The sequence below is a fragment of the Streptomyces sp. NPDC021562 genome, assembly GCF_040640875.1.
Classification (GTDB): domain Bacteria; phylum Actinomycetota; class Actinomycetes; order Streptomycetales; family Streptomycetaceae; genus Streptomyces.
The window spans coordinates 178648-198859 of sequence record NZ_JBFACN010000002.1 but is presented as its reverse complement, the minus strand read 5'-3'; the positions used below and the strand labels follow the sequence as shown (position 1 = coordinate 198859).

The window sequence follows — 20212 nt, the reverse complement described above, 5'->3', positions numbered from 1 at the left end:
GGGACCGGAAACCAGCCGCCGTTTCCAGGCGCGCACGGGTGCGCCTGCCCGAGGAGTAATCGTTCGATGAGCGAGCACCGTCGCAAACCGCCGCAGCCGCAGGGAGGCGGAGGCGGACGTGCCGCGGCCCGACGCGGCCAGTCCGGCCCGTCCTCCGGCCGCCGTGCGGCACCGCGAGGCGCCACCGGGTCTTCTTCCGACTCCTATGGGTTCTCTTCCTATGGGTCGGACTCCCAGGGCCCGGGGGGTGAGGAGCGCCCCTACGGCAGCCGAGCGGAGGCCCGCCGGGCGGCGCAGAGAAACACAGGGGGCCGCCGCAGAGGGCCCGACAACGGGAGCCGTGGTCCGGGTGGTCCTGCCGGCCCGGGACGCGGCAGAGGCCGGATGGCCGGTCCGGGCAAGAAGCGCATCATCGACTACCCCAGGGCGAACAGGTTCGGCTGGCGCCGCTGGGTCCCCTCCTGGAAGCTCGTGTCCGGCCTGTGCCTGACCTTCCTGGGCAGTCTGGTCGCGCTGGTCGGTGTCGGGTACGCCATGGTGGGCGTGCCCAACGAGAACACCGCGGCCAAGTCCCAGAACAACGTCTACTACTGGGCCAACGGTCAGCAGATGGTCGCGACGGGCACGGGCGTGAACCGGCAGAACGTCACCATCGACCAGATCCCCCAGGCCATGCAGAACGCGGTGATCTCGGCCGAGAACAAGAGCTTCTACTCGGACTCGGGTGTCGACCCCATGGGCATCGCCCGTGCCCTGCTCAACATGGCCCGGGGTGGGCAGACGCAGGGTGGTTCGACGATCACCCAGCAGTTCGTCAAGAACACCTACCTCAGCCAGGACCAGACGGTCACCCGCAAGTTCAAGGAGATGTTCATCTCCATCAAGGTGGGGACCAAGCTCAAGAAGCCCCAGATCATGCAGGGCTACCTGAACACCTCGTACTTCGGCCGTGGCGCGTACGGCATTCAGGCCGCCGCCCAGACCTACTACGGCGTGGACGCGAAGGACCTCAAGCCGAGCCAGTGTGCCGTCCTGGCCGCGCTGCTCAAGGGTGCGACGTACTACGACCCGGCGGGCAACCCGGACATCGATCCCGCGGCCAGCAGGGAGGCCAACCTCAAGCGCTCGAAGGAACGCTGGGCCTGGATCCTCGAGGAGATGCACAAGGACAAGCGCCTCAGCGACGCCGACTACCAGACGGCCATCAAGCAGTACCCGATGCCGCAGGGCCGCAAGGCGATCAAGGGCATGACCGGCCAGATCAGCTACCTGGCCGACACGGCGAAGAAGTACGTCCTCGCACACTCGAACATCACCGAGGCGCAGTTCGACCAGGGCGGCTTCCAGATCTACACGACCTTCGACAAGAGCAAGGTCAACGAACTCAGTGCGGCCGTGCAGAAGGTCCAGAAGGAACGTCTGGACCCGAAGAAACGCGAGCGGGACAAGTACGTCCAGTTCGGCGCCGCGTCCGTGGTGCCCAATGACGGCGCGATCGTGGCTCTATACGGTGGCGCCGGTTACGAGAACAACCACTTCACGAACAACGCCGATACCTCCGGTGTCCCCGTCGGTTCGACGTGGAAGCCGTTCGTGCTGGCCGCGGCCATGCAGTACGGGACGTACAAGACCGCCCCTGAGGGAATCTCGCCGCTGAGCAAGTACAACGGTGACGATCACCTCAAAATCAGGCAGCAGGACGGCACCTATGTCCTGAACCCGGACAACTCGGTGTTCTTCCAGAACAATGAGAGTAAATATCCCTGGGGCTACATCTCGTTGCGCAAGGCGATGGAACAGTCCATCAACACTCCCTTCGTCCAGCTCGGTATGGACGTGGGTATGACGCACGTGCGTGACGTCGCCAAGGCATCCGGAATTCTGAACGACACGATGGCGCGCCTCAACGCGTCGTTCGCCATCGGTACCTCGACTCCCAGTGCGATCCGTATGGCCGACGCCTATGCGACTTTCGCGGCCTCGGGTAAGCAGGCGGACCCCTACTCGGTCGTCAGCGTCAAGAAGGACGGGCAGGAACTGAGCGGCTTCAGCAAGCCGACGGTCAAGCAGGCCATGGACGCCAACGTGGCGAACAACGTCACGGACACGCTCGAGAACGTCATCCAGAACGGTACGGGGCAGAACGCCAAGGCGCTGGGACGCACGGCGGCCGGCAAGACTGGTACCACCGACAGCAACAAGTCGGCCTGGTTCGTCGGTTACACCCAGCAGTTGTCGACATCGGTGGCCATGTTCCGTGAGAACCCGGAGGACCACGAGTTGCTGTCCATGAACGGCACGGCCGGCGTGGCGTCCATCCACGGTGGTGACATCCCGACGCTGGTGTGGACCGAGTACATGAAGGCTGCGCTGAAGGGGAAGTCCGATACCGGCTTCCCGGAGGCCACCAAGATCGGTCAGATCGCCGACGAGGCCGGGATGCCCTCCCCGACGCCCAGCCCGAGCATCACGCCGAGTGAGTCGCCCAGCGAGTCGCCGAGCGCCACGCCTAGTGAGACCGCCACTTCGCCGTCGCCGAGCCCGAGTGACACCTGCAACGACTTCAGCTGGAAATGCGACACCACCGGAGGCCAGGACGGCGGTACTGCCGGCGGGGGGGTGACCACCAGTCCCACGCCCACGGGCACGAGTGATACCACCAGAGGCAACGCCAACGGAGGTGGTCTCTTCGGAGGCCAGACCGGCTGAGCGACTGAAAGAGGCCGGTGTTCAGCGCATGAAAACGCGCTGAACACCGGCCTCTTTCAGTGCCGGGCTCTGAACGGAGACTGATTAACTCGGGTCCCTGGTGGAGCCATCGACCCACTTCGTGCAGTGGTTCAGCAGTGTGTTGCCCTCGAAAGTACCCACCTGGATGCCAACATTGAAGATGTTTCCGCCCTTGGCCACACTGGAATTGACTTCCTTGGATGTGGCATATCCGTCGTAGTCGGCGTGCCACGGGAAGTAAATGTACCCGTCCGTGTATGCCGTGACCAGTCGGATCGCCACGTGGTGCCCGTCGGCCTTGGTGTCCCACACCGTGAGATCGACGGAGGGAATGCTGGTGTCCTCGTAGTCCCAGCCGCTGGTGTTGACGGTCCCGCTGGCACCCGTGGTGTCACATCCGGCGAAATGCGTCGTGGCGGCCTGGGACGGGCTGGCCGCGACGCCCACGAGCAACATGGAGCCAGCGGCGACGAGGCCGATTCGCGATTTCTTTTTCATTTCCTTTGCCCCCTCTGGATTTGATCCGGATTTTATGCCCGGAAAGATCGTTGTGGCAAAATAGTTATTCTTCGCAATTAGGGCGTATATATTCCAAGTGGAATGCGACGATCCTCGCTGTCGGCGGACTCGCGTCTGCTACTCAGGTGAGTAGGGCAGGATGGGCCCCATGCCCAGTGCAGAGACGACGCCCGCGGGCGTGCGTGAGCCGGAGCCGGTGCGGCCGACCAGGGAAGACGCGGTCGCCGCGGCCGGCAGTGAGCTGATCGGCGGCCCCATCGGGCGGCGTGCCCTGCTCGGGACGTCCTGGTGGACGCCGCTACGAGTGGTGGTCCTCGTCGCGATCGGCATGTTCGCCCTGGGCCTGGTCCAGAAGGCGCCCTGCTACAACGGCGCCTGGTTCTTCGGCGCCAGTTCCCAGTACACCCACGCCTGTTACTCGGACATCCCGCACCTCTACCAGGGGCGCGGTTTCGCCGACGGTCTGGTGCCGTACTTCGACAAGCTCCCCGGCGACATGGACTACCTCGAATACCCGGTGCTGACCGGTGTGTTCATGGAGGTGGCCGCCTGGCTCACTCCGGGCAGCGGCAGCATCCAGCTCCAGGAGCAGGTGTACTGGTTCGTCAACGCCGGGATGCTGATGATCTGCGCCGCCGTCATCGCGGTGTGCGTGGTCCGCACCCACCGCCGACGCCCCTGGGACGGTCTGCTGGTCGCCCTCGCGCCCGCCTTCGCACTGACCGCCACCATCAACTGGGACCTCCTGGCGGTCGCTCTGACGGCCGCGGCGATGCTGATGTGGTCCCGGAGCCGCCCTCTCGCCTTCGGTGTCCTCCTGGGCCTGGCCACGGCCGCCAAGCTGTACCCCGTGTTCCTGCTGGGACCGCTGTTCCTGCTGTGCTGGCGCGCGGGCAGATGGCGGGAGTTCCTCGTCGCGACGGGCGGCGCGGTGGGCTCCTGGCTCGTGGTGAACCTGCCGGTGATGATCTTCGCCTTCCCCGGCTGGTCGAAGTTCTACACGTTCAGCCAGGAGCGGGGCGTGGACTTCGGCTCGTTCTGGCTGATCTGGGCGCAGAACACCACCAGCCCGCCGTCGACCGACTTCGTGAACAACGCGGCGATGGTCCTGGTACTGCTCTGTTTCCTGGGCATCGCCGCGCTGACCCTGACCGCCCCGCGCCGGCCGCGTTTCGCCCAGCTGGCCTTCCTGGTGGTCGCCGCCTTCATCCTGACCAACAAGGTCTACTCCCCGCAGTACGTCCTGTGGCTGGTCCCGCTGGCGGTCCTCGCCCGGCCCAAGTGGCGGGACTTCCTGATCTGGCAGGCGTGCGAGGTGGCGTACTTCCTCGGGATCTGGATGTACCTCGCGTACACGACCAGCGGAGACGCCCACAAGGGGCTGCCGACCGACGGCTACCACTGGGCCATCGCCGTGCACCTGCTGGGCACGCTCTACCTGTGCGCGATGGTCGTGCGCGACATCCTCATGCCCGAGCGGGACGTGGTTCGCCGCTCCGGTGACGACGACCCCTCGGGCGGGGTGCTCGACGGCGCGGAGGACGTCTTCGTGTTCGGTGCCGCGGCGCATCCCGCGCGCCACGCCGCCCACTTCGAGGGCCCGCAGGTCGAATGGGGAAGCCGGGCCTCCGAGGAGAGTTCGCTCTGAGCGAACAGCTCGGGTCCATGACGCGAGAAGGGCCGTACACGGGACTTCCGTGTACGGCCCTTCCGGCGTCCTGAGACCCTCAGCGGTCGACGAGACGGTCGAACTGGGTGGTGGTGTGCCGCAGATGGGCCACCAGCTCCTCGCCGACCTTCGGCTCCGGGGCGTCCGAGGGCACGAAGAGGATCGACACCTGCATGTGCGGCGGCTCCGCGAACCAGCGCTGCTTACCGCCCCACACGAACGGGGAGAGGTTCCGGTTCACCGTGGCGAGGCCGGCCCGTGCGACGCCCTTGGCACGCGGCATGACGCCGTGCAGGGCCTTCGGCGCCTCCAGGCCCACCCCGTGCGACGTACCGCCCGCCACGACCACCAGGAAGCCGTCCGAGGCCGACTTCTGCTGCCGGTAGCCGAACCGGTCGCCCTTGGCGACGCGGGTGACGTCCAGCACCGCCCCGCGGTACTCGGTGGCGTCGTGGTCCCCCAGCCACAGCCGGGTGCCGATCCGCGCCCGGAACCGGGTCTGCGGGAACTGCTGCTGCAGCCGGGCCAGTTCGTCGGCCTTGAGGTGGCTGACGAACATCGTGTGCAACGGCAGCCGGGCCGCGCGCAGCCGGTCCATCCAGCCGATGACCTCCTCGACGGCGTCCGAGCCGTCGGTGCGGTCCAGCGGCAGATGGATGGCGAAGCCCTCCAGCCGGACGTTCTCGATGGCGGCGTGCAGCTGCGGCAGGTCCTGCTCGCTGATGCCGTGCCGCTTCATGGTCGACATCACCTCGATGACCACCCGCGCGCCCACGAGGCCGTACACGCCGTCGATCGAGGACACCGAGCGGATGACCCGGTCGGGCAGCGGCACCGGCTCCTCGCCGCGCCGGTACGGCGTCAGCACCAGCAGGTCCCCGCCGAACCAGTCCTTGATGCGCGCGGCCTCGTACGTCGTGCCGACGGCGAGGACGTCCGAGCCCAGACGCGTGGCCTCCTCCGCCAGCCGTTCGTGCCCGAAGCCGTAGCCGTTGCCCTTGCAGACCGGGACCAGGCCCGGGAACTGCTCCTGCACGTGCTTGTGGTGCGCCCGCCAGCGCGCGGTGTCGACGTAGAGCGTGAGCGCCATGGCCGGACCTGGAACCTTTCTGGATGGCTGGGGTGTGCCAGAGGACTGCGGTGTGTCAGGGCTATAGAAGCACGGAGCGTGACGTCAGCGGCGCGACATGTAGATGTCGAGCGCCTTGTGGAGCAGCTTGTTCAGCGGGAAGTCCCACTCGCCGAGGTACTCGGCGGCCTGGCCGCCGGTGCCCACCTTGAACTGGATCAGTCCGAAGAGGTGGTCCGTCTCGTCCAGCGAGTCGGAGATGCCCCGCAGGTCGTAGACGGTGGCGCCGAGCGCGTAGGCGTCGCGCAGCATCCGCCACTGCATGGCGTTGGACGGCCGGACCTCGCGCCCGATGTTGTCCGAGGCGCCGTAGGAGTACCAGACGTGGCCGCCCACGATCAGCATGGTCGCCGCGGACAGGTTCACCCCGTTGTGCCGGGCGAAGTACAGCCGCATCCGGTTGGGGTCCTCGGTGTTCAGGGCCGTCCACATGCGCTGGAAGTACGACAGCGGGCGCGGCCGGAAGTGGTCGCGCACGGCCGTGATCTCGTACAGCCGCTGCCACTCCGCCAGGTCCTCGTAACCGCCCTGGACGACCTCGACACCGGCCTTCTCGGCCTTCTTGATGTTGCGCCGCCACAACTGGTTGAAGTTCTTGTGGACCTCTTCCAGGGAGCGGTTCGCCAGCGGCACCTGGTAGACGTAGCGCGGCTGGACGTCGCCGAAGCCGGCGCCGCCGTCCTCGCCCTGCTGCCAGCCCATCCGGCGCAGCTTGTCGGCCACCTCGAAGGCACGCGGCTCGATGAAGTCGGCCTCGATGTCGCGCAGCCGCTTCACGTCCGGGTTCTGGATGCCCGCCTTGATGGAGTTGGCCTCCCAGCGCCGGATGATCACCGGCGGCCCCATCTTCACGGAGAACGCGCCCTGGTGCTTGAGGTGGGCCAGCATCGGCTGGATCCAGTCGTCGAGGTTCGGCGCGAACCAGTTGATGACCGGGCCCTCGGGCAGGTAGGCCAGATAGCGCTTGATCTTGGGCAGCTGGCGGTACAGCACCAGACCCGCGCCGACCATCTCGCCGGTGCGCTCGTCGAACCAGCCGAGGTTCTCCGAACGCCACTCCGCCTTGACATCGGCCCAGGCCGGGACCTGCATGTGGCTAGCCGCCGGCAGACTCTGGATGTACGCCAGATGCTGTTCGCGGCTGATGGTCCTCAGGGTCAGGCTCATGTAGGGGCGCTCCTCGGGCTGGTGTGTCCCCATGGGTACAGGGGCTCCGGCTCTCGCGCCGAAGCCTACTGCGCCTCGCCCGCGGCCCGACCGGGCGTACGGCACCAACGTCCCGGCCCTGGCCGGGCCGGGACGTTCCGCTGGGGTGCGGACGGTGCCCGCGGGTCAGCCGAACAGCCCGCCGTTCGCCATCCCGATGAAGAAGCCGACGCCCGAGGCACCCAGACCCAGGACCAGACCGAAGCGCTCGCGTGTGGTGATCGAGACCCACTGCCCGTACAGGCCGGTGAAGATGCCGATCAGACCGGCCCAGGAGCTGAGCAGGTGGAGGCCGTGGAAGAAGCACGTGATGAAGGCGATCAGCCCCAGCGCCAGGGTCACCGCCATCAGCGAGTCCTGGAGCGGATGGGTCTTGCCGTCCGTGGCGAACAGGGATCCGGCGGTGTTGGGTCGCAATGCCTGTGCCATAGGGCACCTCCTGCGGAAGACGGCGCATCGTAGCGCCATACACACCCGATGTGTACAGATTGCGTGCCCTGGCGGCCGGATTTCAACCGGAAGCGGGTGTGCGGGTACTCTGTACCCTCTGCACCGGTGTCTGCCCATGCCGTGACAGGGGATCCCGCGGGAAGCCCCCGATTGTCAGTGGCCGCCGATACCGTTGCGTACGCATCACAACCCTCCTGCCACGGAACGACCGTGGCCGCTGAGTCCAAAGGAGGTGGGTTCCACATGCGTCACTACGAGGTGATGGTCATCCTCGACCCCGATCTGGAGGAGCGCGCCGTCGCCCCCCTGATCGAGAACTTCCTCTCCGTCGTCCGTGAGGGCAACGGCAAGGTGGAGAAGGTCGACACCTGGGGCCGTCGTCGTCTCTCGTACGAGATCAAGAAGAAGCCTGAGGGCATCTACTCGGTCATCGACCTGCAGGCCGAGCCTGCGGTCGTGAAGGAGCTCGACCGCCAGATGAACCTGAACGAGTCGGTCCTCCGGACCAAGGTCCTCCGCCCCGAGACCCACTGAGCTTTCCGCTCAGCTGAGCTCGGGATTCGAGTAGCAGCAAGCAGCCAGCAGCAAACCCGCCGAGAGGTTCCCCCATGGCAGGCGAGACCGTCATCACGGTCGTCGGCAATCTTGTCGACGACCCCGAGCTGCGCTTCACCCCGTCCGGTGCGGCGGTCGCGAAGTTCCGCGTCGCGTCCACTCCCCGCACCTTCGACCGCCAGACGAACGAGTGGAAGGACGGCGAGAGCCTCTTCCTCACCTGCTCGGTATGGCGGCAGGCGGCGGAGAACGTCGCCGAGTCGCTCCAGCGAGGCATGCGCGTCATCGTGCAGGGCCGGCTGAAGCAGCGGTCCTACGAGGACCGTGAGGGTGTCAAGCGCACGGTCTACGAGCTGGACGTCGAGGAAGTCGGCGCCAGCCTGCGGAACGCCACGGCCAAGGTCACCAAGACCGCCGGTGGTGGCGGTCGCGGTGGCCAGGGCGGTTACGGCGGCGGTGGCGGCCAGGGTGGCGGCGGCTGGGGCGGTGGCTCCGGCGGCGGCCAGCAGGGCGGCGCTCCCAACGACGACCCCTGGGCCTCCGGTGCTCCCGCCGGTGGCGGCAACCAGGGCGGCGGCTGGGGCGGTGGCTCCGGCAGCGGCGGTGGCGGCGGCTACTCGGACGAGCCTCCCTTCTAGGCCCCCGGGCCGAGGAGCGGGGCACACCCAAACTTCTTGATCACACAGGAGAAACACCATGGCGAAGCCGCCTGTGCGCAAGCCTAAGAAGAAGGTCTGCGCTTTCTGCAAGGACAAGGTCCAGTACGTGGACTACAAGGACACGAACATGCTGCGGAAGTTCATTTCCGACCGTGGCAAGATCCGTGCCCGCCGCGTGACCGGCAACTGCACGCAGCACCAGCGTGACGTCGCCACGGCCGTCAAGAACAGCCGTGAGATGGCGCTGCTGCCCTACACCTCCACTGCGCGCTAAGGGAAGGGTGACCGACCAATGAAGATCATCCTGACCCACGAGGTCTCCGGCCTCGGTGCCGCCGGTGAAGTCGTCGACGTCAAGGACGGCTACGCCCGCAACTACCTGATCCCGCGGAAGTTCGCGATCCGCTGGACCAAGGGTGGCGAGAAGGACGTCGAGCAGATCCGTCGTGCTCGCAAGATCCACGAGATCCAGACCATCGAGCAGGCCAACCAGGTGAAGGCCCAGCTCGAGGGCGTCAAGGTCCGCCTGGCCGTCCGTGCCGGCGACGCCGGTCGCCTCTTCGGGTCCGTCACCCAGGCCGACATCGCCTCGGCGATCAAGGCTGCGGGTGGTCCTGAGGTCGACAAGCGTCGCATCGAGGTCGTCTCGGCGATCAAGACCCTGGGCGCCCACGAGACGTCCGTGCGTCTGCACCCCGAGGTTGCCGCCAAGGTCAACATCGAGGTCGTCGCGGCCTGACGCTGCGCTCTGCCTGAGCCGTAGCGGAAAGGGGCCGCACCCGTCATGGGTGCGGCCCCTTTCGTTTCACGTGAAACATGACAGCTTGCGACGTTTCACGTGGAACCCCGTCGGCGGGTGTGCCGGTCAGCGGGTGGCGCCCGTCACGATCCAGCGGCCCGAGCGTGCCCGCAGCCAGAGAGTCAGCAGTCGCACGGCCATCATCAACGTCATGGCCGCCCAAAGGGCGGTGAGCCCACCGCCGAGGGCGGGAACCAGCAGCGCCACCGGTGTGAAGACCGCGAGTGTGACGACCATGGCCCAAGCCAGGTAGGGCCCGTCCCCGGCCCCCATCAGAACGCCGTCTAGGACGAACACCACGCCGGAGATCGGCTGGGAGAGCGCCACGACGAGCAGGGCGGGCAGTGCGGTCTGCTTCACGACAGGGTCGCTCGTGAACAGCGGGAGGAACAGCGGCCGGGCGATCACCACGAGCAGACCCAGGCCCACACCGGTGGCGATGCCCCACTGCACCATGCGCCGACAGGCCTCGCGGGCCCCGGCAGCGTCGTCCGCGCCCAGATACCGGCCGATGATCGCCTGCCCGGCGATGGCGATCGCGTCCAGGGCGAAGGCCAGCAGGCTCCACAGTGAAAGGACGATCTGGTGGGCGGCGATGTCCGCGTCACCCATGCGGGCCGCCACGGCAGTCGCGATCATGAGGATGGCCCGCAGGGAGAGCGTCCGGACCAGCAGCGGCAGGCCGGCCTGCGCGGACGCCCGGATGCCGGCGGAATCGGGGCGCAGTGACGCCCCGTGTCTGCGGGCGCCACGTATGACGACGGCCAGGTAGACCGCCGCCATCGCGCACTGGGCGATGACGGTGCCCCATGCGGAACCGGCGATGCCCAGTCCGGCGCCGTAGACGAGACCGGCGTTGAGCCCGGCGTTGGCGACGAAGCCCGCGACGGCGACGTACAGCGGGGTACGGGTGTCCTGGAGGCCGCGCAGGACACCCGTGGCGGCGAGCACGATCAGCATGGCCGGGATGCCCAGTGAGGAGATCCGCAGGTAGGTGGTCGCGTAGGGAGCCGCGGTGGCCGAGGCGCCGAAGGCGTCCACGATTCCTGGGGCGAGAGGCAGGACCAGAGCTATGACCGCGGCGCCGAGCAGCAGTGCCAGCCAGATCCCGTCCATGCCCTGGCGGATGGCCGCTTGGAGATCACCGGAGCCGACCCGGCGGGCGACCGCGGCCGTCGTGGCGTAGGCGAGGAAGACGAAGATGCTCACGGCGGTGGTCAGAAGGGCCGAGGCGACCCCGAGGCCGGCGAGCTGTGCGGTGCCGAGATGGCCGACGATCGCACTGTCGGCCATGACGAAGAGCGGTTCCGCGACGAGCGCGCCGAAGGCCGGGACGGCCAGCGCGACGATCTCTCTGTCGTGCCGTCGGCGGGTGGCCTGGGGGATCGCGGGGGCCTGTGGCATGGGTCCTAATGTAATCGTCCACAGGTAAGAGATGCAATCCTGAAGTGACCCTTACGTATGTGTGGGCGGACCACGCTTTCGCGCGCTGTTCGAAGCGATCTTGGTCCGACCGGGGAAGTTTTTCTTCTGCACAGCCGGTGGACGGGAAAGCAGCAGCTCAGAGCCTGTGAACAAGAGAGATCGAGGGCTTGTTCACAGGGCTGTCCACCGTGTCGTGCACAGGTTTCAGGGGGTTCTCCACAGCATACGGGCCGTCGTCCACATGGCCTGTGGATAACCAGATTGGCTGACGGTGCCCGCGGGCCTACCGTGGTCCGGCACCCGCTCCTCGTCACGGCCTCGGAAGCCTCGTGAAACCGACGCGCGCAGAACCGGAATGGGGCGACCTAGTTGTCAGTGCCGTGCCGTAGAACAGAGGCACGGCGAGGTCCGCCGGGCGGACGGGGAGGAGGTGGCTCGGTGAGCATTTCCGAGCCCTTGGACGATCCGTGGGCCGGCGCCGGTCCCAGTGATCGTATGCCCGCCTCCCGCCGACGGGGCGAGGGCGGCCGGGGCCGGGACGACCGGCACGACCGTGGCCGGGACAGCGGGGAATGGGACGGCTCGGGGCCCACCTTCGAGCGGGTCCCCCCGCAGGACCTGGACGCCGAACAGTCCGTGCTCGGCGGCATGCTGCTCTCGAAGGACGCCATCGCCGACGTCGTCGAGATCCTCAAGGGCCACGACTTCTACAAGCCGGCGCACGAGACGATCTACCAGGCGATCCTCGACGTCTATGCCAAGGGTGAGCCGGCCGACCCCATCACCATCGCCGCGGAACTCACCAAGCGCGGTGAGATCAACAAGGTCGGTGGTGCGGCCTATCTGCACACCCTCGTCCAGACGGTGCCGACGGCGGCGAACGCCGAGTACTACGCGGAGATCGTCCACGAGCGGGCCGTGCTGCGCCGCCTGGTCGAGGCCGGTACCCGCATCACACAGATGGGATACGCGGCAGACGGCGACATCGACGAGATCGTCAACAGCGCGCAGGCCGAGATCTACGCCGTCACCGAGCAGCGGACCAGTGAGGACTACCTGCCGCTCGGCGACATCATGGAGGGCGCCCTCGACGAGATCGAGGCGATCGGCTCCCGCACCGGCGAGATGACCGGCGTGCCCACCGGCTTCACGGACCTCGACTCCCTCACCAACGGTCTGCATCCGGGACAGATGATCGTCATCGCCGCCCGTCCCGCGATGGGCAAGTCCACGCTCGCCCTGGACTTCGCACGGGCCGCGTCGATCAAGAACAATCTGCCCAGCGTCATCTTCTCCCTCGAAATGGGCCGCAACGAGATCGCGATGCGTCTGCTGTCCGCCGAGGCCCGGGTCGCCCTGCACCACATGCGTTCCGGCACCATGACCGACGAGGACTGGACCCGGCTGGCCCGCCGGATGCCGGACGTCTCGGCGGCGCCGCTCTACATCGACGACTCCCCGAACCTGTCGATGATGGAGATTCGCGCCAAGTGCCGGCGGCTCAAACAGCGCAACGACATCAAGCTCGTGATCATCGACTACCTCCAGCTGATGCAGTCCGGCGGCAAGCGCTCCGAGAGCCGTCAGCAGGAGGTCTCGGACATGTCCCGGAACCTCAAGCTGCTGGCGAAGGAGCTGGAGGTCCCGGTGATCGCGCTCTCGCAGCTCAACCGCGGTCCCGAGCAGCGCACGGACAAGAAGCCGATGGTGTCCGACCTGCGTGAGTCCGGCTCCATCGAGCAGGACGCCGACATGGTCATCCTGCTCCACCGCGAGGACGCCTACGAAAAGGAGTCGCCGCGCGCCGGTGAGGCGGACATCATTGTCGGCAAGCACCGTAACGGTCCGACCGCGACGATCACGGTGGCCTTCCAGGGCCACTACTCACGCTTCGTCGACATGGCACAGACCTGATCGGTGCCTGTTCTCTGGTTCCGTGTCCGTGACGACCATGGTGGGCAGATGGCATCGGTCAAGCAGTTCCAGGTCACCTTCGACTGCGCGGAACCCGAGCGTGTGGCGCGCTTCTGGTGCGAAGTGCTGGGCTACGTCGTACCGCCACCGCCGCAGGGGTTCGCCACGTGGGAAGACTTCGACCGCTCGCTGCCGCCGGAGCGCCAGGGCGCGGCGTTCGCCTGCGTGGATCCCTCGGGCGTCGGCCCGCGACTGTTCTTCCAGCGTGTCCCCGAAGGGAAGGTCGTCAAGAACCGGGTTCATCTGGATGTCCGGGTCGGCACCGGGCTCGTGGGTGAGGAGCGCCTCGCCGTGCTCGAGGCCGAATGCGCGCGGCTCGTCGCACTCGGCGCGGTACGCGAACGGCTGCTCGTGGCCGACGACCACAACGAATCGTGCATAGGGATGCGTGACATCGAGGGCAACGAGTTCTGTCTCGACTGAGGGCCCGAACGGGTCCGTGCCGCAGAAACGCGCTCGACGCCGGTCCGGACAACGGGTGGACTGGGCGCATGACGACATTCCAGGATGAGCTGCTCCCTGCCACTCGACGGGCGCTGCTGCACAGGATCGCCGTGGCCCAGACCGAAGGCCGCGCGCCGTCGCTGGCGGCCGCGGTCGTGCGAGGCGGCCGGACCGTCTGGCACGGGGCGCGTACCTCCGTGGACGGGCACGGACCGGACGAGAACGTGCAGTACCGGATCGGCTCCATCACCAAGACGTTCACGGCCGTGCTGGTGCTCCGGCTGCGCGACGAGGGGCTGCTCGACCTTGGCGACCCACTGGAGAAGTATCTGCCGGGCACCGGCGCGGGGGAGGCGACGATCATCCAACTCCTCGCGCACACCGCCGGGCTGGCAGCCGAGTCCCCGGGCCCCTGGTGGGAGCGCACCCCGGGTTCGCTGCGACCGGAGCTGAGCGACGTCCTCGGCGAGCAGCCCTTGCTGCACCCCGTCGGGCGCCGGCACCACTACTCCAACCCCGGCTACACCCTGCTCGGGGCGCTGGTCGAGGAGCTCCGTGGCGCCCCCTGGGAGCAGGTGCTCCGGCGAGAGGTGCTCGAACCCCTGGGCCTCGACCGCACGAGCGCCCAGCCGCAGGCACCGCACGCGGGTGGGTGGGCGGTGCATCCGTGGGCCGACGTCATGCTTCCGGAGCCGCTGGAGGACCTCGGCCGGATGGCGCCCGCGGGACAACTCTGGTCGACCACCGGCGACCTGGCCCGCTTCGCCGTCTTCCTGACGGCCGGTGACGATCGGGTGCTGAGCGCCGAGTCGGTACGCGAGATGCGTGTTCCGGCGGCTCCGGCAGAGCCCGCCGATGTGCTGGACGGCGCCACCTATGGTCTCGGTCTGCAGATCCAGCGCCGGGACGGCAGGCTCCTCGTCGGGCACTCCGGCTCGCTGCCCGGTTTCCTTGCCTGCCTCACCATCAGCGTGGACGAGGACGTGGCGGCCGTGGTGCTGGCGAACTGCACCTCCGGTCCGCTGACGTCCACCGTCGGCGCCGACCTCGTCCGGATCGTCGCGGAGGCCGAACCGCGTATCCCGGAGCCGTGGCGGCCACTGACCCAGGTCGATCCGGCCGTACTCGACTTGGCCGGGCAGTGGTACTGGGGCACGCACCCCTTCGCGCTCCGGGTGACGGCCGACGGGCTGATCTCGCTGGGACCGCTGACGGGCGCCGGCCGCCGCGCCCGCTTCCGTCCCAACGGCGACGGAACGTGGACCGGTCTGGAGGGCTACTACGCCGGAGAGCTTCTCCGGCCCGTACGGCGCCCCGACGGAGTGGTGAGCCACCTGGACCTCGGATCGTTCGTGTTCACGCGTCAGCCGTACGACGAGACGTCTCCTGTGCCCGGCGGGGTGGCCCCCGAGGGGTGGCAGGGGATCGGCTGACCGAGGCGGAGCAGGGCGGCGTTTCACGTGAAACGCCGCCCGTGCGCCTTCGGTGCTCAGATCTCCAGCTTGAAGCCCACGTGTGAGGCGGTGAAGCCCAGCCGCTCGTAGAAACGATGGGCGTCGGTGCGCGAACTGTCCGACGTCAACTGCACCAACTGGCAGCCCTGGCGACGGGATTCGTCGATCGCCCACTCGATGAAACGGGTGCCCAGCCCGCTGCCACGCTCGTCCGCATGGATCCGTACGCCCTCGATGATCGACCGGGTGGCGCCGCGCCGGGACAGGCCGGGGATGATGGTGAGCTGGAGCGTGCCCACGACACGGCCCTCGCGGACGGCGACGACCAGCTGCTGGTTGGGGTCGGCGCTGAGGCGCTCCAGTGCGCGCAGGTAGGGCGCGAGGTCGTCAGGCGACTCCCGTTCGGCGCCGAGCGGGTCGTCGGCGAGCATCCCGACGACGGCCGGCACGTCGTCGGCCACCGCGGCACGTATGTCCAGATCTTCCATGGCCGGAGCCTACGCGGGGACGTTCAGCGACTCCACGACCCGGACCAGGGGGGCCAGTTCCGGATTCCCGGCCGCTTCGTCGAGGGCCTCGCGCAACGCGGTGTCGTTGGTGGGGCGAGCCTGTTCGAGCAGATGCAGCCCTGCCTCGGTGACGTTGGTGTAGATGCCCCGCCGGTCCGTCGGGCAGAGATAGCGCTCCAGGAGGCCACGGTCCTCGAGGCGGGTCACCAGCCGGGTGGTCGCGCTCTGACTGAGCACGACCGCGTCGGCGACCTGCTTCATCTGCAGATGTCCTCCTTCACCGTCGTGCTGTCGGCTGAGGACGTCGAGCAGGGAGTATTCGCGCACGCTCAGGTCGTGCTTCGACTGAAGGGCGCGCTCGATGTGCGCCTCGATCCTGCCGTGCAGCAGAGAGAGGGCGCACCAGCCCTGGGCGAGGGCGGTGAGAGCGGGATCCGTGGCAGTCATAGGGCGTTTTCCTCCGTCCCGGAGCGACTGAACCCAGGATAGAGCAGGTACGCAATATCCCCCTGTTGCATGTAGCCCGCGTCTGCAACTATTGTGGACGCACGTTAAGCGCACCTGCAATCTTCTGGGAAGGTTTCATCCCCATGCCTCTCGCGCTTCTGGCCCTCGCGATCGGGGCCTTCGGAATCGGCACGACCGAGTTCGTGATCATGGGCCTGTTGCCCGAGGTGGCGGGCGACTTCGGGGTTTCCATCCCCACCGCCGGCCTTCTGGTGACCGGCTACGCGCTCGGCGTGGTGGTCGGTGCCCCGCTGATGACCGTTCTCGGCACCCGGCTCCCGCGCAAGCGGATGCTGATGCTGCTGATGGGCCTGTTCATCGTCGGCAACCTGGTGTCCGCGACGGCCCCTGTCTTCGCCGTCATGCTGATCGGCCGCGTGATCGCCTCCCTCGCCCACGGTGCGTTCTTCGGCATCGGCTCGGTGGTGGCGGCCGAACTGGTCGCGCCGAGCAAGAAGGCGGGGGCCATCGCGATGATGTTCACCGGCCTCACCGTGGCCAACGTGGTCGGGGTCCCCCTCGGCACCCTCGTCGGGCAGCACGTCGGCTGGCGCGTCACCTTCGGCATCGTCGCCGCGCTCGGCGTCGTGGGCCTGGCCGGTATCGCCCGGCTGGTGCCCGAGCTGCCCAGGCCGGCCGGGGTGCACCTACGGCACGAGCTGGCCGCGTTCAAGAACGCCCAGGTCCTGCTCGCCATGGCGATGACCGTTCTCGGCTTCGGCGGGGTCTTCGCGGCCATCACCTACATCGCGCCGATGATGACCCGGGTCACCGGCTTCGCCGACGGCTCAGTCACCTGGCTGCTGGTCCTCTTCGGACTCGGCATGGTGGGCGGAAACCTCGTCGGCGGGAAGTTCGCCGACCGAGCCCTGATGCCCATGCTGTACGTGTCCCTGGGCGCCCTGGCCGCCGTTCTCGCCCTCTTCACGCTCACCGCGCACCACAAGATCGCGGCTGCTCTGACCGTGGCCCTGATCGGTGCCCTGGGCTTCGCCACCGTGCCGCCGCTGCAGAAGCGGGTCCTCGACCAGGCGCACGGTGCCCCCACCCTGGCCTCGGCCGTGAACATCGGTGCCTTCAACCTCGGCAATGCCCTGTCCGCCTGGCTCGGCGGCATGGTGATCGCCGCCGGCTACGGCTACACGTCTCCCAACTGGGTCGGCGCCGCCCTGGCCGCGGCCGCCCTGGTCCTTGCCTTCCTGTCGGGCGTACTGGAACGCCGTGACGACGCTCCGGCCACCGTGACCGCTGGCGGCAGTCCCGCCCGGCAGCACGACCCCGTCCACCACTGAGCCCGGCTACGGCACCGCACGCCATCCCCGCACCTGAACCCCAGCACCTCCGGAGGAGAAAGAACCCATGAACACCACCACCGTCGCCCCACTCACCATTCAGGACGCCGAACTGCTGATCGCCGAGGCCCGGCGAGCCGCAGAGGCCGCCGGAGCCACTGTCAGCGTCACCGTCCTGGACGCCGGAGGCCACCTGCTGGCCTTCCGGCGGGACGACCGCGCCGTCCCGATCTCCGGCGAGACCAGCACCCTCAAGGCATACACGGCGCTGCAGTTGAACACCCCCACCGCCGACCTCGTCGACGCCGTCCAGCCAGGTGGTCTCTTCCACACCCTGCCGACGGCGCTGGACCGGCCGCTTCTCTTCATCGCCGGGGGCGTCCCCGTCCAGCGTGACGGCCGACTCGTCGGGGCCGTCGGCGTCGGCGGCGGCACCCCCGACCAGGACCACGGCTTCGCCGTCACCGCCGTGGCGGCCCTGTCCTGACGGAGCCTCAGCCCGCCGCCACCGTCAGCGGCGCGAACCGCCGTGTCCAGTCGCCCGGCAGCTCCGCGATGCCGCACGTCATGACGGAGTTCATGGCGACGGAGGTCAGTCCGCGCGCCTTCAGCCAGGTCAGCAGTTCCTCGTGCCGCACATCGACGTCCGTGCGCAGCGGACGGTCGGTGTGCGCGGCGAGCGAGGTGATGAGGGCCTTCGCCGTCGGAGTGTCACGGGCGATCAACGGACCGATGACATGGGTGTCCATGTTGGGCCACGCGGCCGCGTAGCCCACGATCCGGCCGTCGTCCACGGCCACGCGGAGCTGATCCGAGAAGGCGGGCAGTCGGGTGATCAGGGGGGTGCGGTCGCTGCCGAACACCTCCCCGTCCAATTCGAGAAGGGAACCGAGGTCCTCGGCGGTGGCCGGACGCGTCGCCACCCGGGGTTCGGGGCCGCCCGGGGTGAAGGGCCCGGACACCATCTCCGAGCGTCCCGTGGTCTTGAACCCCAGCTCCTCGTAGAGCGGACGGCCGTACGGGGTGGCGTACAGAGTCAGCGGGGTCGTCCCTGTCCTGGAGAGGACGTGCCGCATCAGCCGGCGCCCGACACCCTGACGGGAATGCCGTTCGGCGACCAGAACCATGCCGATCGCGCCGAGATCCGGGCGCCCTGCCGGGCCGTACTCCGTGACGACGCAGGCGGCGACCAGGCCTCCGCCGGGGTCGTCGATGCCGTAGCCCTGTCCGGCCGTGAGGAGGAAACGCCACTTGTGTTCCTCGCGCGACCACCCCCGGTCCACGGACAGGTCGGCGCAGGCGGTGAGATCGCGTGGCGTCAGTCGGCGAATGGGCAGAGCGGCGAGGGAAGGAGTTGGCACGCAGGTCAGGCTTGCCGACCCGCACCCCCGGCGTCCACCCGTTTCGAAGGAGACACGCGCGCTTTTGGCCATGTCGTCGTCACGAGTGCAGCTCCTGGAGCGGCGCGTTGTTTCACGTGAAACAACGCAGGACGGACCGCTGTGCGCGGTGTCGCAGGGGTGGTGGGGGGTAGTCGTGCCCGGGGTGGCCGCGGGTAGTGTCGGGTCCGGTTCACGTCCGAGGCACGGCCTCACGGCGGGAGCGGGCCCGACCAGAGGGAGCCGGCCGTCAACGGGGGAACGCAGGCACTTTTCGAGTGAAGTGCCGGGACCGACCGCAAGATGTTCGAGGCGAGGCACACCATGGACGCTCCGACCAGCGCGTCGACGGGGCACCGCGTCCCGCCGCAGCGCGGCGCACCACCGCGGCAGGAGGCCTCCCCGGACGCGGTCCGCGTGCGCGACACCCTGGCGGAGATCCGTCCGATCGCCGACAAGGTCACCTCGTACTTCTACGCGCTGCTCTTCGTCCGCCACCCCGAGCTGCGTTCGCTCTTCCCGGCCGCCATGGACACCCAGCGGGAGCGGCTGCTGAAAGCCCTGCTCACGGCTGCCGAGCACATCGACAACACGCCCGTCCTGGTCGAGTACCTGCAGAATCTGGGCCGTGGGCACCGCAAGTTCGGCACCCGCGCCGAGTACTTCCCGGCTGTTGGCGAGTGCCTCATCGGGGCGCTGAGCAGGTACGCCTCGGGCAGCTGGAGTCCCGAGACAGAAGCGGCCTGGGTGCGGACGTACACGACGATGTCCCAGGTGATGATCGACGCGGCGGCCACGGACGAGCTGCGGGCACCCGCCTGGTGGCACGCGGAGGTCCTCACGCACGAGCCCAGGACCGCGGACGTCGCGGTGCTCACGGTCCGCCCGGAGCAGCCGTACCCCTTTCTCGCCGGGCAGTACGCCGCCATCGAGACGCCCTGGTGGCCTCGGGTCTGGCGGCACTACTCCTTCGCCTCCGCGCCCCGCTCGGACGGACTGCTCACCTTCCACGTGAAGGCCGTCCCGGCCGGCTGGGTCTCCAACGCCCTGGTACACCGTGCCCGCCCCGGAGACGTGGTCCGCCTCGGGCCGCCCGGCGGCTCCATGACCGTCGACCACACCCGGGACAACGGACTGCTCTGCCTGGGCGGCGGCACCGGCATCGCACCGATCAAGGCGCTGGTCGAGGACATCGCCGATCGCGGCGCACGCCGTCCCGTCGAGGTGTACTACGGCGCCCGCACCGATCACGACCTGTACGACCTCGACACCCTGCTCCGACTTCAGCAGAGCCTTCCCTGGCTCGCGGTGCGCGCCGTCGTCGACCAGCGGGCACGGATCCAGCTCCCTGACGCGCTCCGCGGGCGCGGCCCATGGACCGGGTACGACGCCTACGTCTCGGGCCCGCCCGGCATGATCCGCAGTGGTGTCCATGCGCTGCGGGACGCCGGGGTCCCCGCGCACCGCATACGGCACGACTCGGTCGAGGAACTGGTAGTCGGCGGTTGAGCC

General features: G+C 68.4%; 20 protein-coding genes. 12 read left to right on the top strand and 8 right to left on the bottom strand.

Going from position 1 to position 20212, the window contains the following annotated elements:
• The first annotated feature begins 66 nt into the window (after positions 1-66).
• A complete protein-coding gene (locus AB0G52_RS03340) occupies positions 67-2709 on the top strand; it encodes a transglycosylase domain-containing protein (RefSeq protein WP_361333242.1) in 2643 nt (880 codons plus the stop codon).
• A gap of 84 nt (positions 2710-2793) precedes the next feature.
• Here the strand turns inward: AB0G52_RS03340 and AB0G52_RS03335 are convergent, their stop codons facing one another.
• Positions 2794-3228: a hypothetical protein gene (locus AB0G52_RS03335; protein WP_361333239.1), complete on the bottom strand. Its 435-nt coding sequence runs from the start codon at positions 3226-3228 to the stop codon at positions 2794-2796.
• 169 nt (positions 3229-3397) lie between these two features.
• Here AB0G52_RS03335 and AB0G52_RS03330 point away from each other — a divergent pair, with 169 nt between their 5' ends.
• Entirely contained in the window at positions 3398-4897 is a 1500-nt protein-coding gene (locus AB0G52_RS03330) for a glycosyltransferase 87 family protein (RefSeq protein ID WP_361333236.1), read from the top strand.
• Between the two features lie 79 nt (positions 4898-4976).
• On the opposite strand, the gene AB0G52_RS03325 is transcribed toward AB0G52_RS03330, so the two are convergent.
• The 3 genes from AB0G52_RS03325 to AB0G52_RS03315 form a co-directional block, all read right to left on the bottom strand.
• Entirely contained in the window at positions 4977-6008 is a 1032-nt protein-coding gene (locus tag AB0G52_RS03325; protein ID WP_132888325.1) for an alanine racemase, read from the bottom strand.
• Between the two features lie 84 nt (positions 6009-6092).
• Positions 6093-7214 carry a peptidoglycan bridge formation glycyltransferase FemX gene (gene femX / locus AB0G52_RS03320; RefSeq protein WP_132888324.1) on the bottom strand — a complete coding sequence of 374 codons (1122 nt, stop codon included), beginning with the start codon at positions 7212-7214 and terminating at the stop codon, positions 6093-6095.
• 165 nt (positions 7215-7379) lie between these two features.
• Positions 7380-7682 (bottom strand): hypothetical protein, encoded by a 303-nt coding sequence (locus AB0G52_RS03315; RefSeq protein ID WP_132888323.1) that lies wholly within the window; start codon positions 7680-7682, stop codon positions 7380-7382.
• A 264-nt stretch (positions 7683-7946) separates the two neighbouring features.
• Between AB0G52_RS03315 and rpsF the strand changes: the two genes are divergently transcribed.
• From rpsF to rplI, 4 genes are all read left to right on the top strand, one after another.
• Positions 7947-8237, top strand: a complete 291-nt coding sequence (gene rpsF, locus AB0G52_RS03310; RefSeq protein WP_005482942.1) for a 30S ribosomal protein S6 — start codon at positions 7947-7949, stop codon at positions 8235-8237.
• Positions 8238-8311: 74 nt separating this feature from the next.
• Entirely contained in the window at positions 8312-8896 is a 585-nt protein-coding gene (locus AB0G52_RS03305; RefSeq protein WP_132888322.1) for a single-stranded DNA-binding protein, read from the top strand.
• Positions 8897-8954: 58 nt separating this feature from the next.
• Entirely contained in the window at positions 8955-9191 is a 237-nt protein-coding gene (gene rpsR / locus AB0G52_RS03300) for a 30S ribosomal protein S18 (protein ID WP_006381652.1), read from the top strand.
• Between the two features lie 18 nt (positions 9192-9209).
• Complete coding sequence (gene rplI, locus AB0G52_RS03295; RefSeq protein ID WP_132888321.1) at positions 9210-9656, top strand: 50S ribosomal protein L9; 447 nt, start codon at positions 9210-9212, stop codon at positions 9654-9656.
• A 126-nt stretch (positions 9657-9782) separates the two neighbouring features.
• Here the strand turns inward: rplI and AB0G52_RS03290 are convergent, their stop codons facing one another.
• The gene (locus AB0G52_RS03290) at positions 9783-11120 is read right to left on the bottom strand and encodes an MATE family efflux transporter (RefSeq protein ID WP_361333229.1); all 1338 of its coding nucleotides are present in this window, start codon (positions 11118-11120) and stop codon (positions 9783-9785) included.
• Positions 11121-11579: 459 nt separating this feature from the next.
• Here AB0G52_RS03290 and dnaB point away from each other — a divergent pair, with 459 nt between their 5' ends.
• The 3 genes from dnaB (at position 11580) to AB0G52_RS03275 (ending at position 14992) form a co-directional block, all read left to right on the top strand.
• A complete protein-coding gene (gene dnaB, locus AB0G52_RS03285; RefSeq protein WP_361333226.1) occupies positions 11580-13055 on the top strand; it encodes a replicative DNA helicase in 1476 nt (491 codons plus the stop codon).
• Between the two features lie 48 nt (positions 13056-13103).
• A complete protein-coding gene (locus AB0G52_RS03280; protein ID WP_132888318.1) occupies positions 13104-13538 on the top strand; it encodes a VOC family protein in 435 nt (144 codons plus the stop codon).
• A 68-nt stretch (positions 13539-13606) separates the two neighbouring features.
• On the top strand, positions 13607-14992 hold the full coding sequence (locus AB0G52_RS03275) for a serine hydrolase domain-containing protein (protein ID WP_361333223.1): 1386 nt from the start codon (positions 13607-13609) through the stop codon (positions 14990-14992).
• Positions 14993-15048: 56 nt separating this feature from the next.
• Here AB0G52_RS03275 and AB0G52_RS03270 read toward each other — a convergent pair whose 3' ends face one another.
• Together AB0G52_RS03270 and AB0G52_RS03265 are read right to left on the bottom strand one after the other, a co-directional pair.
• Entirely contained in the window at positions 15049-15501 is a 453-nt protein-coding gene (locus AB0G52_RS03270) for a GNAT family N-acetyltransferase (protein ID WP_132888316.1), read from the bottom strand.
• A 9-nt stretch (positions 15502-15510) separates the two neighbouring features.
• Complete coding sequence (locus tag AB0G52_RS03265; protein ID WP_361333220.1) at positions 15511-15969, bottom strand: MarR family transcriptional regulator; 459 nt, start codon at positions 15967-15969, stop codon at positions 15511-15513.
• A 143-nt stretch (positions 15970-16112) separates the two neighbouring features.
• On the opposite strand from AB0G52_RS03265, the gene AB0G52_RS03260 reads away from it, so the two are divergent.
• Together AB0G52_RS03260 and AB0G52_RS03255 are read left to right on the top strand one after the other, a co-directional pair.
• On the top strand, positions 16113-17321 hold the full coding sequence (locus AB0G52_RS03260) for an MFS transporter (RefSeq protein WP_361333217.1): 1209 nt from the start codon (positions 16113-16115) through the stop codon (positions 17319-17321).
• A 67-nt stretch (positions 17322-17388) separates the two neighbouring features.
• Positions 17389-17808, top strand: coding sequence for a heme-binding protein (locus tag AB0G52_RS03255; RefSeq protein ID WP_361333214.1), 420 nt, complete (start codon positions 17389-17391; stop codon positions 17806-17808).
• 7 nt (positions 17809-17815) lie between these two features.
• Here AB0G52_RS03255 and AB0G52_RS03250 read toward each other — a convergent pair whose 3' ends face one another.
• The gene (locus AB0G52_RS03250) at positions 17816-18682 is read right to left on the bottom strand and encodes a GNAT family N-acetyltransferase (protein ID WP_361333211.1); all 867 of its coding nucleotides are present in this window, start codon (positions 18680-18682) and stop codon (positions 17816-17818) included.
• Between the two features lie 342 nt (positions 18683-19024).
• On the opposite strand from AB0G52_RS03250, the gene AB0G52_RS03245 reads away from it, so the two are divergent.
• On the top strand, positions 19025-20209 hold the full coding sequence (locus AB0G52_RS03245) for a globin domain-containing protein (protein WP_361333209.1): 1185 nt from the start codon (positions 19025-19027) through the stop codon (positions 20207-20209).
• Positions 20210-20212 lie beyond the last annotated feature (3 nt).

Bases quoted from the DNA above. Each gene is read 5' to 3' on its own strand.
- AB0G52_RS03330 (WP_361333236.1), top strand. From the start codon at position 3,398: ATGCCCAGTGCAGAGACGACGCCCGCGGGCGTGCGTGAGCCGGAGCCG.
- AB0G52_RS03325 (WP_132888325.1), bottom strand. From the start codon at position 6,008: ATGGCGCTCACGCTCTACGTCGACACCGCGCGCTGGCGGGCGCACCAC.
- AB0G52_RS03315 (WP_132888323.1), bottom strand. From the start codon at position 7,682: ATGGCACAGGCATTGCGACCCAACACCGCCGGATCCCTGTTCGCCACG.
- rplI (WP_132888321.1), top strand. From the start codon at position 9,210: ATGAAGATCATCCTGACCCACGAGGTCTCCGGCCTCGGTGCCGCCGGT.
- rpsF (WP_005482942.1), top strand. From the start codon at position 7,947: ATGCGTCACTACGAGGTGATGGTCATCCTCGACCCCGATCTGGAGGAG.
- AB0G52_RS03260 (WP_361333217.1), top strand. From the start codon at position 16,113: ATGCCTCTCGCGCTTCTGGCCCTCGCGATCGGGGCCTTCGGAATCGGC.
- AB0G52_RS03280 (WP_132888318.1), top strand. From the start codon at position 13,104: ATGGCATCGGTCAAGCAGTTCCAGGTCACCTTCGACTGCGCGGAACCC.
- rpsR (WP_006381652.1), top strand. From the start codon at position 8,955: ATGGCGAAGCCGCCTGTGCGCAAGCCTAAGAAGAAGGTCTGCGCTTTC.
- AB0G52_RS03305 (WP_132888322.1), top strand. From the start codon at position 8,312: ATGGCAGGCGAGACCGTCATCACGGTCGTCGGCAATCTTGTCGACGAC.
- femX (WP_132888324.1), bottom strand. From the start codon at position 7,214: ATGAGCCTGACCCTGAGGACCATCAGCCGCGAACAGCATCTGGCGTAC.
- AB0G52_RS03275 (WP_361333223.1), top strand. From the start codon at position 13,607: ATGACGACATTCCAGGATGAGCTGCTCCCTGCCACTCGACGGGCGCTG.
- AB0G52_RS03335 (WP_361333239.1), bottom strand. From the start codon at position 3,228: ATGAAAAAGAAATCGCGAATCGGCCTCGTCGCCGCTGGCTCCATGTTG.
- AB0G52_RS03290 (WP_361333229.1), bottom strand. From the start codon at position 11,120: ATGCCACAGGCCCCCGCGATCCCCCAGGCCACCCGCCGACGGCACGAC.
- AB0G52_RS03340 (WP_361333242.1), top strand. From the start codon at position 67: ATGAGCGAGCACCGTCGCAAACCGCCGCAGCCGCAGGGAGGCGGAGGC.
- AB0G52_RS03265 (WP_361333220.1), bottom strand. From the start codon at position 15,969: ATGACTGCCACGGATCCCGCTCTCACCGCCCTCGCCCAGGGCTGGTGC.
- AB0G52_RS03245 (WP_361333209.1), top strand. From the start codon at position 19,025: ATGGACGCTCCGACCAGCGCGTCGACGGGGCACCGCGTCCCGCCGCAG.
- AB0G52_RS03255 (WP_361333214.1), top strand. From the start codon at position 17,389: ATGAACACCACCACCGTCGCCCCACTCACCATTCAGGACGCCGAACTG.
- AB0G52_RS03270 (WP_132888316.1), bottom strand. From the start codon at position 15,501: ATGGAAGATCTGGACATACGTGCCGCGGTGGCCGACGACGTGCCGGCC.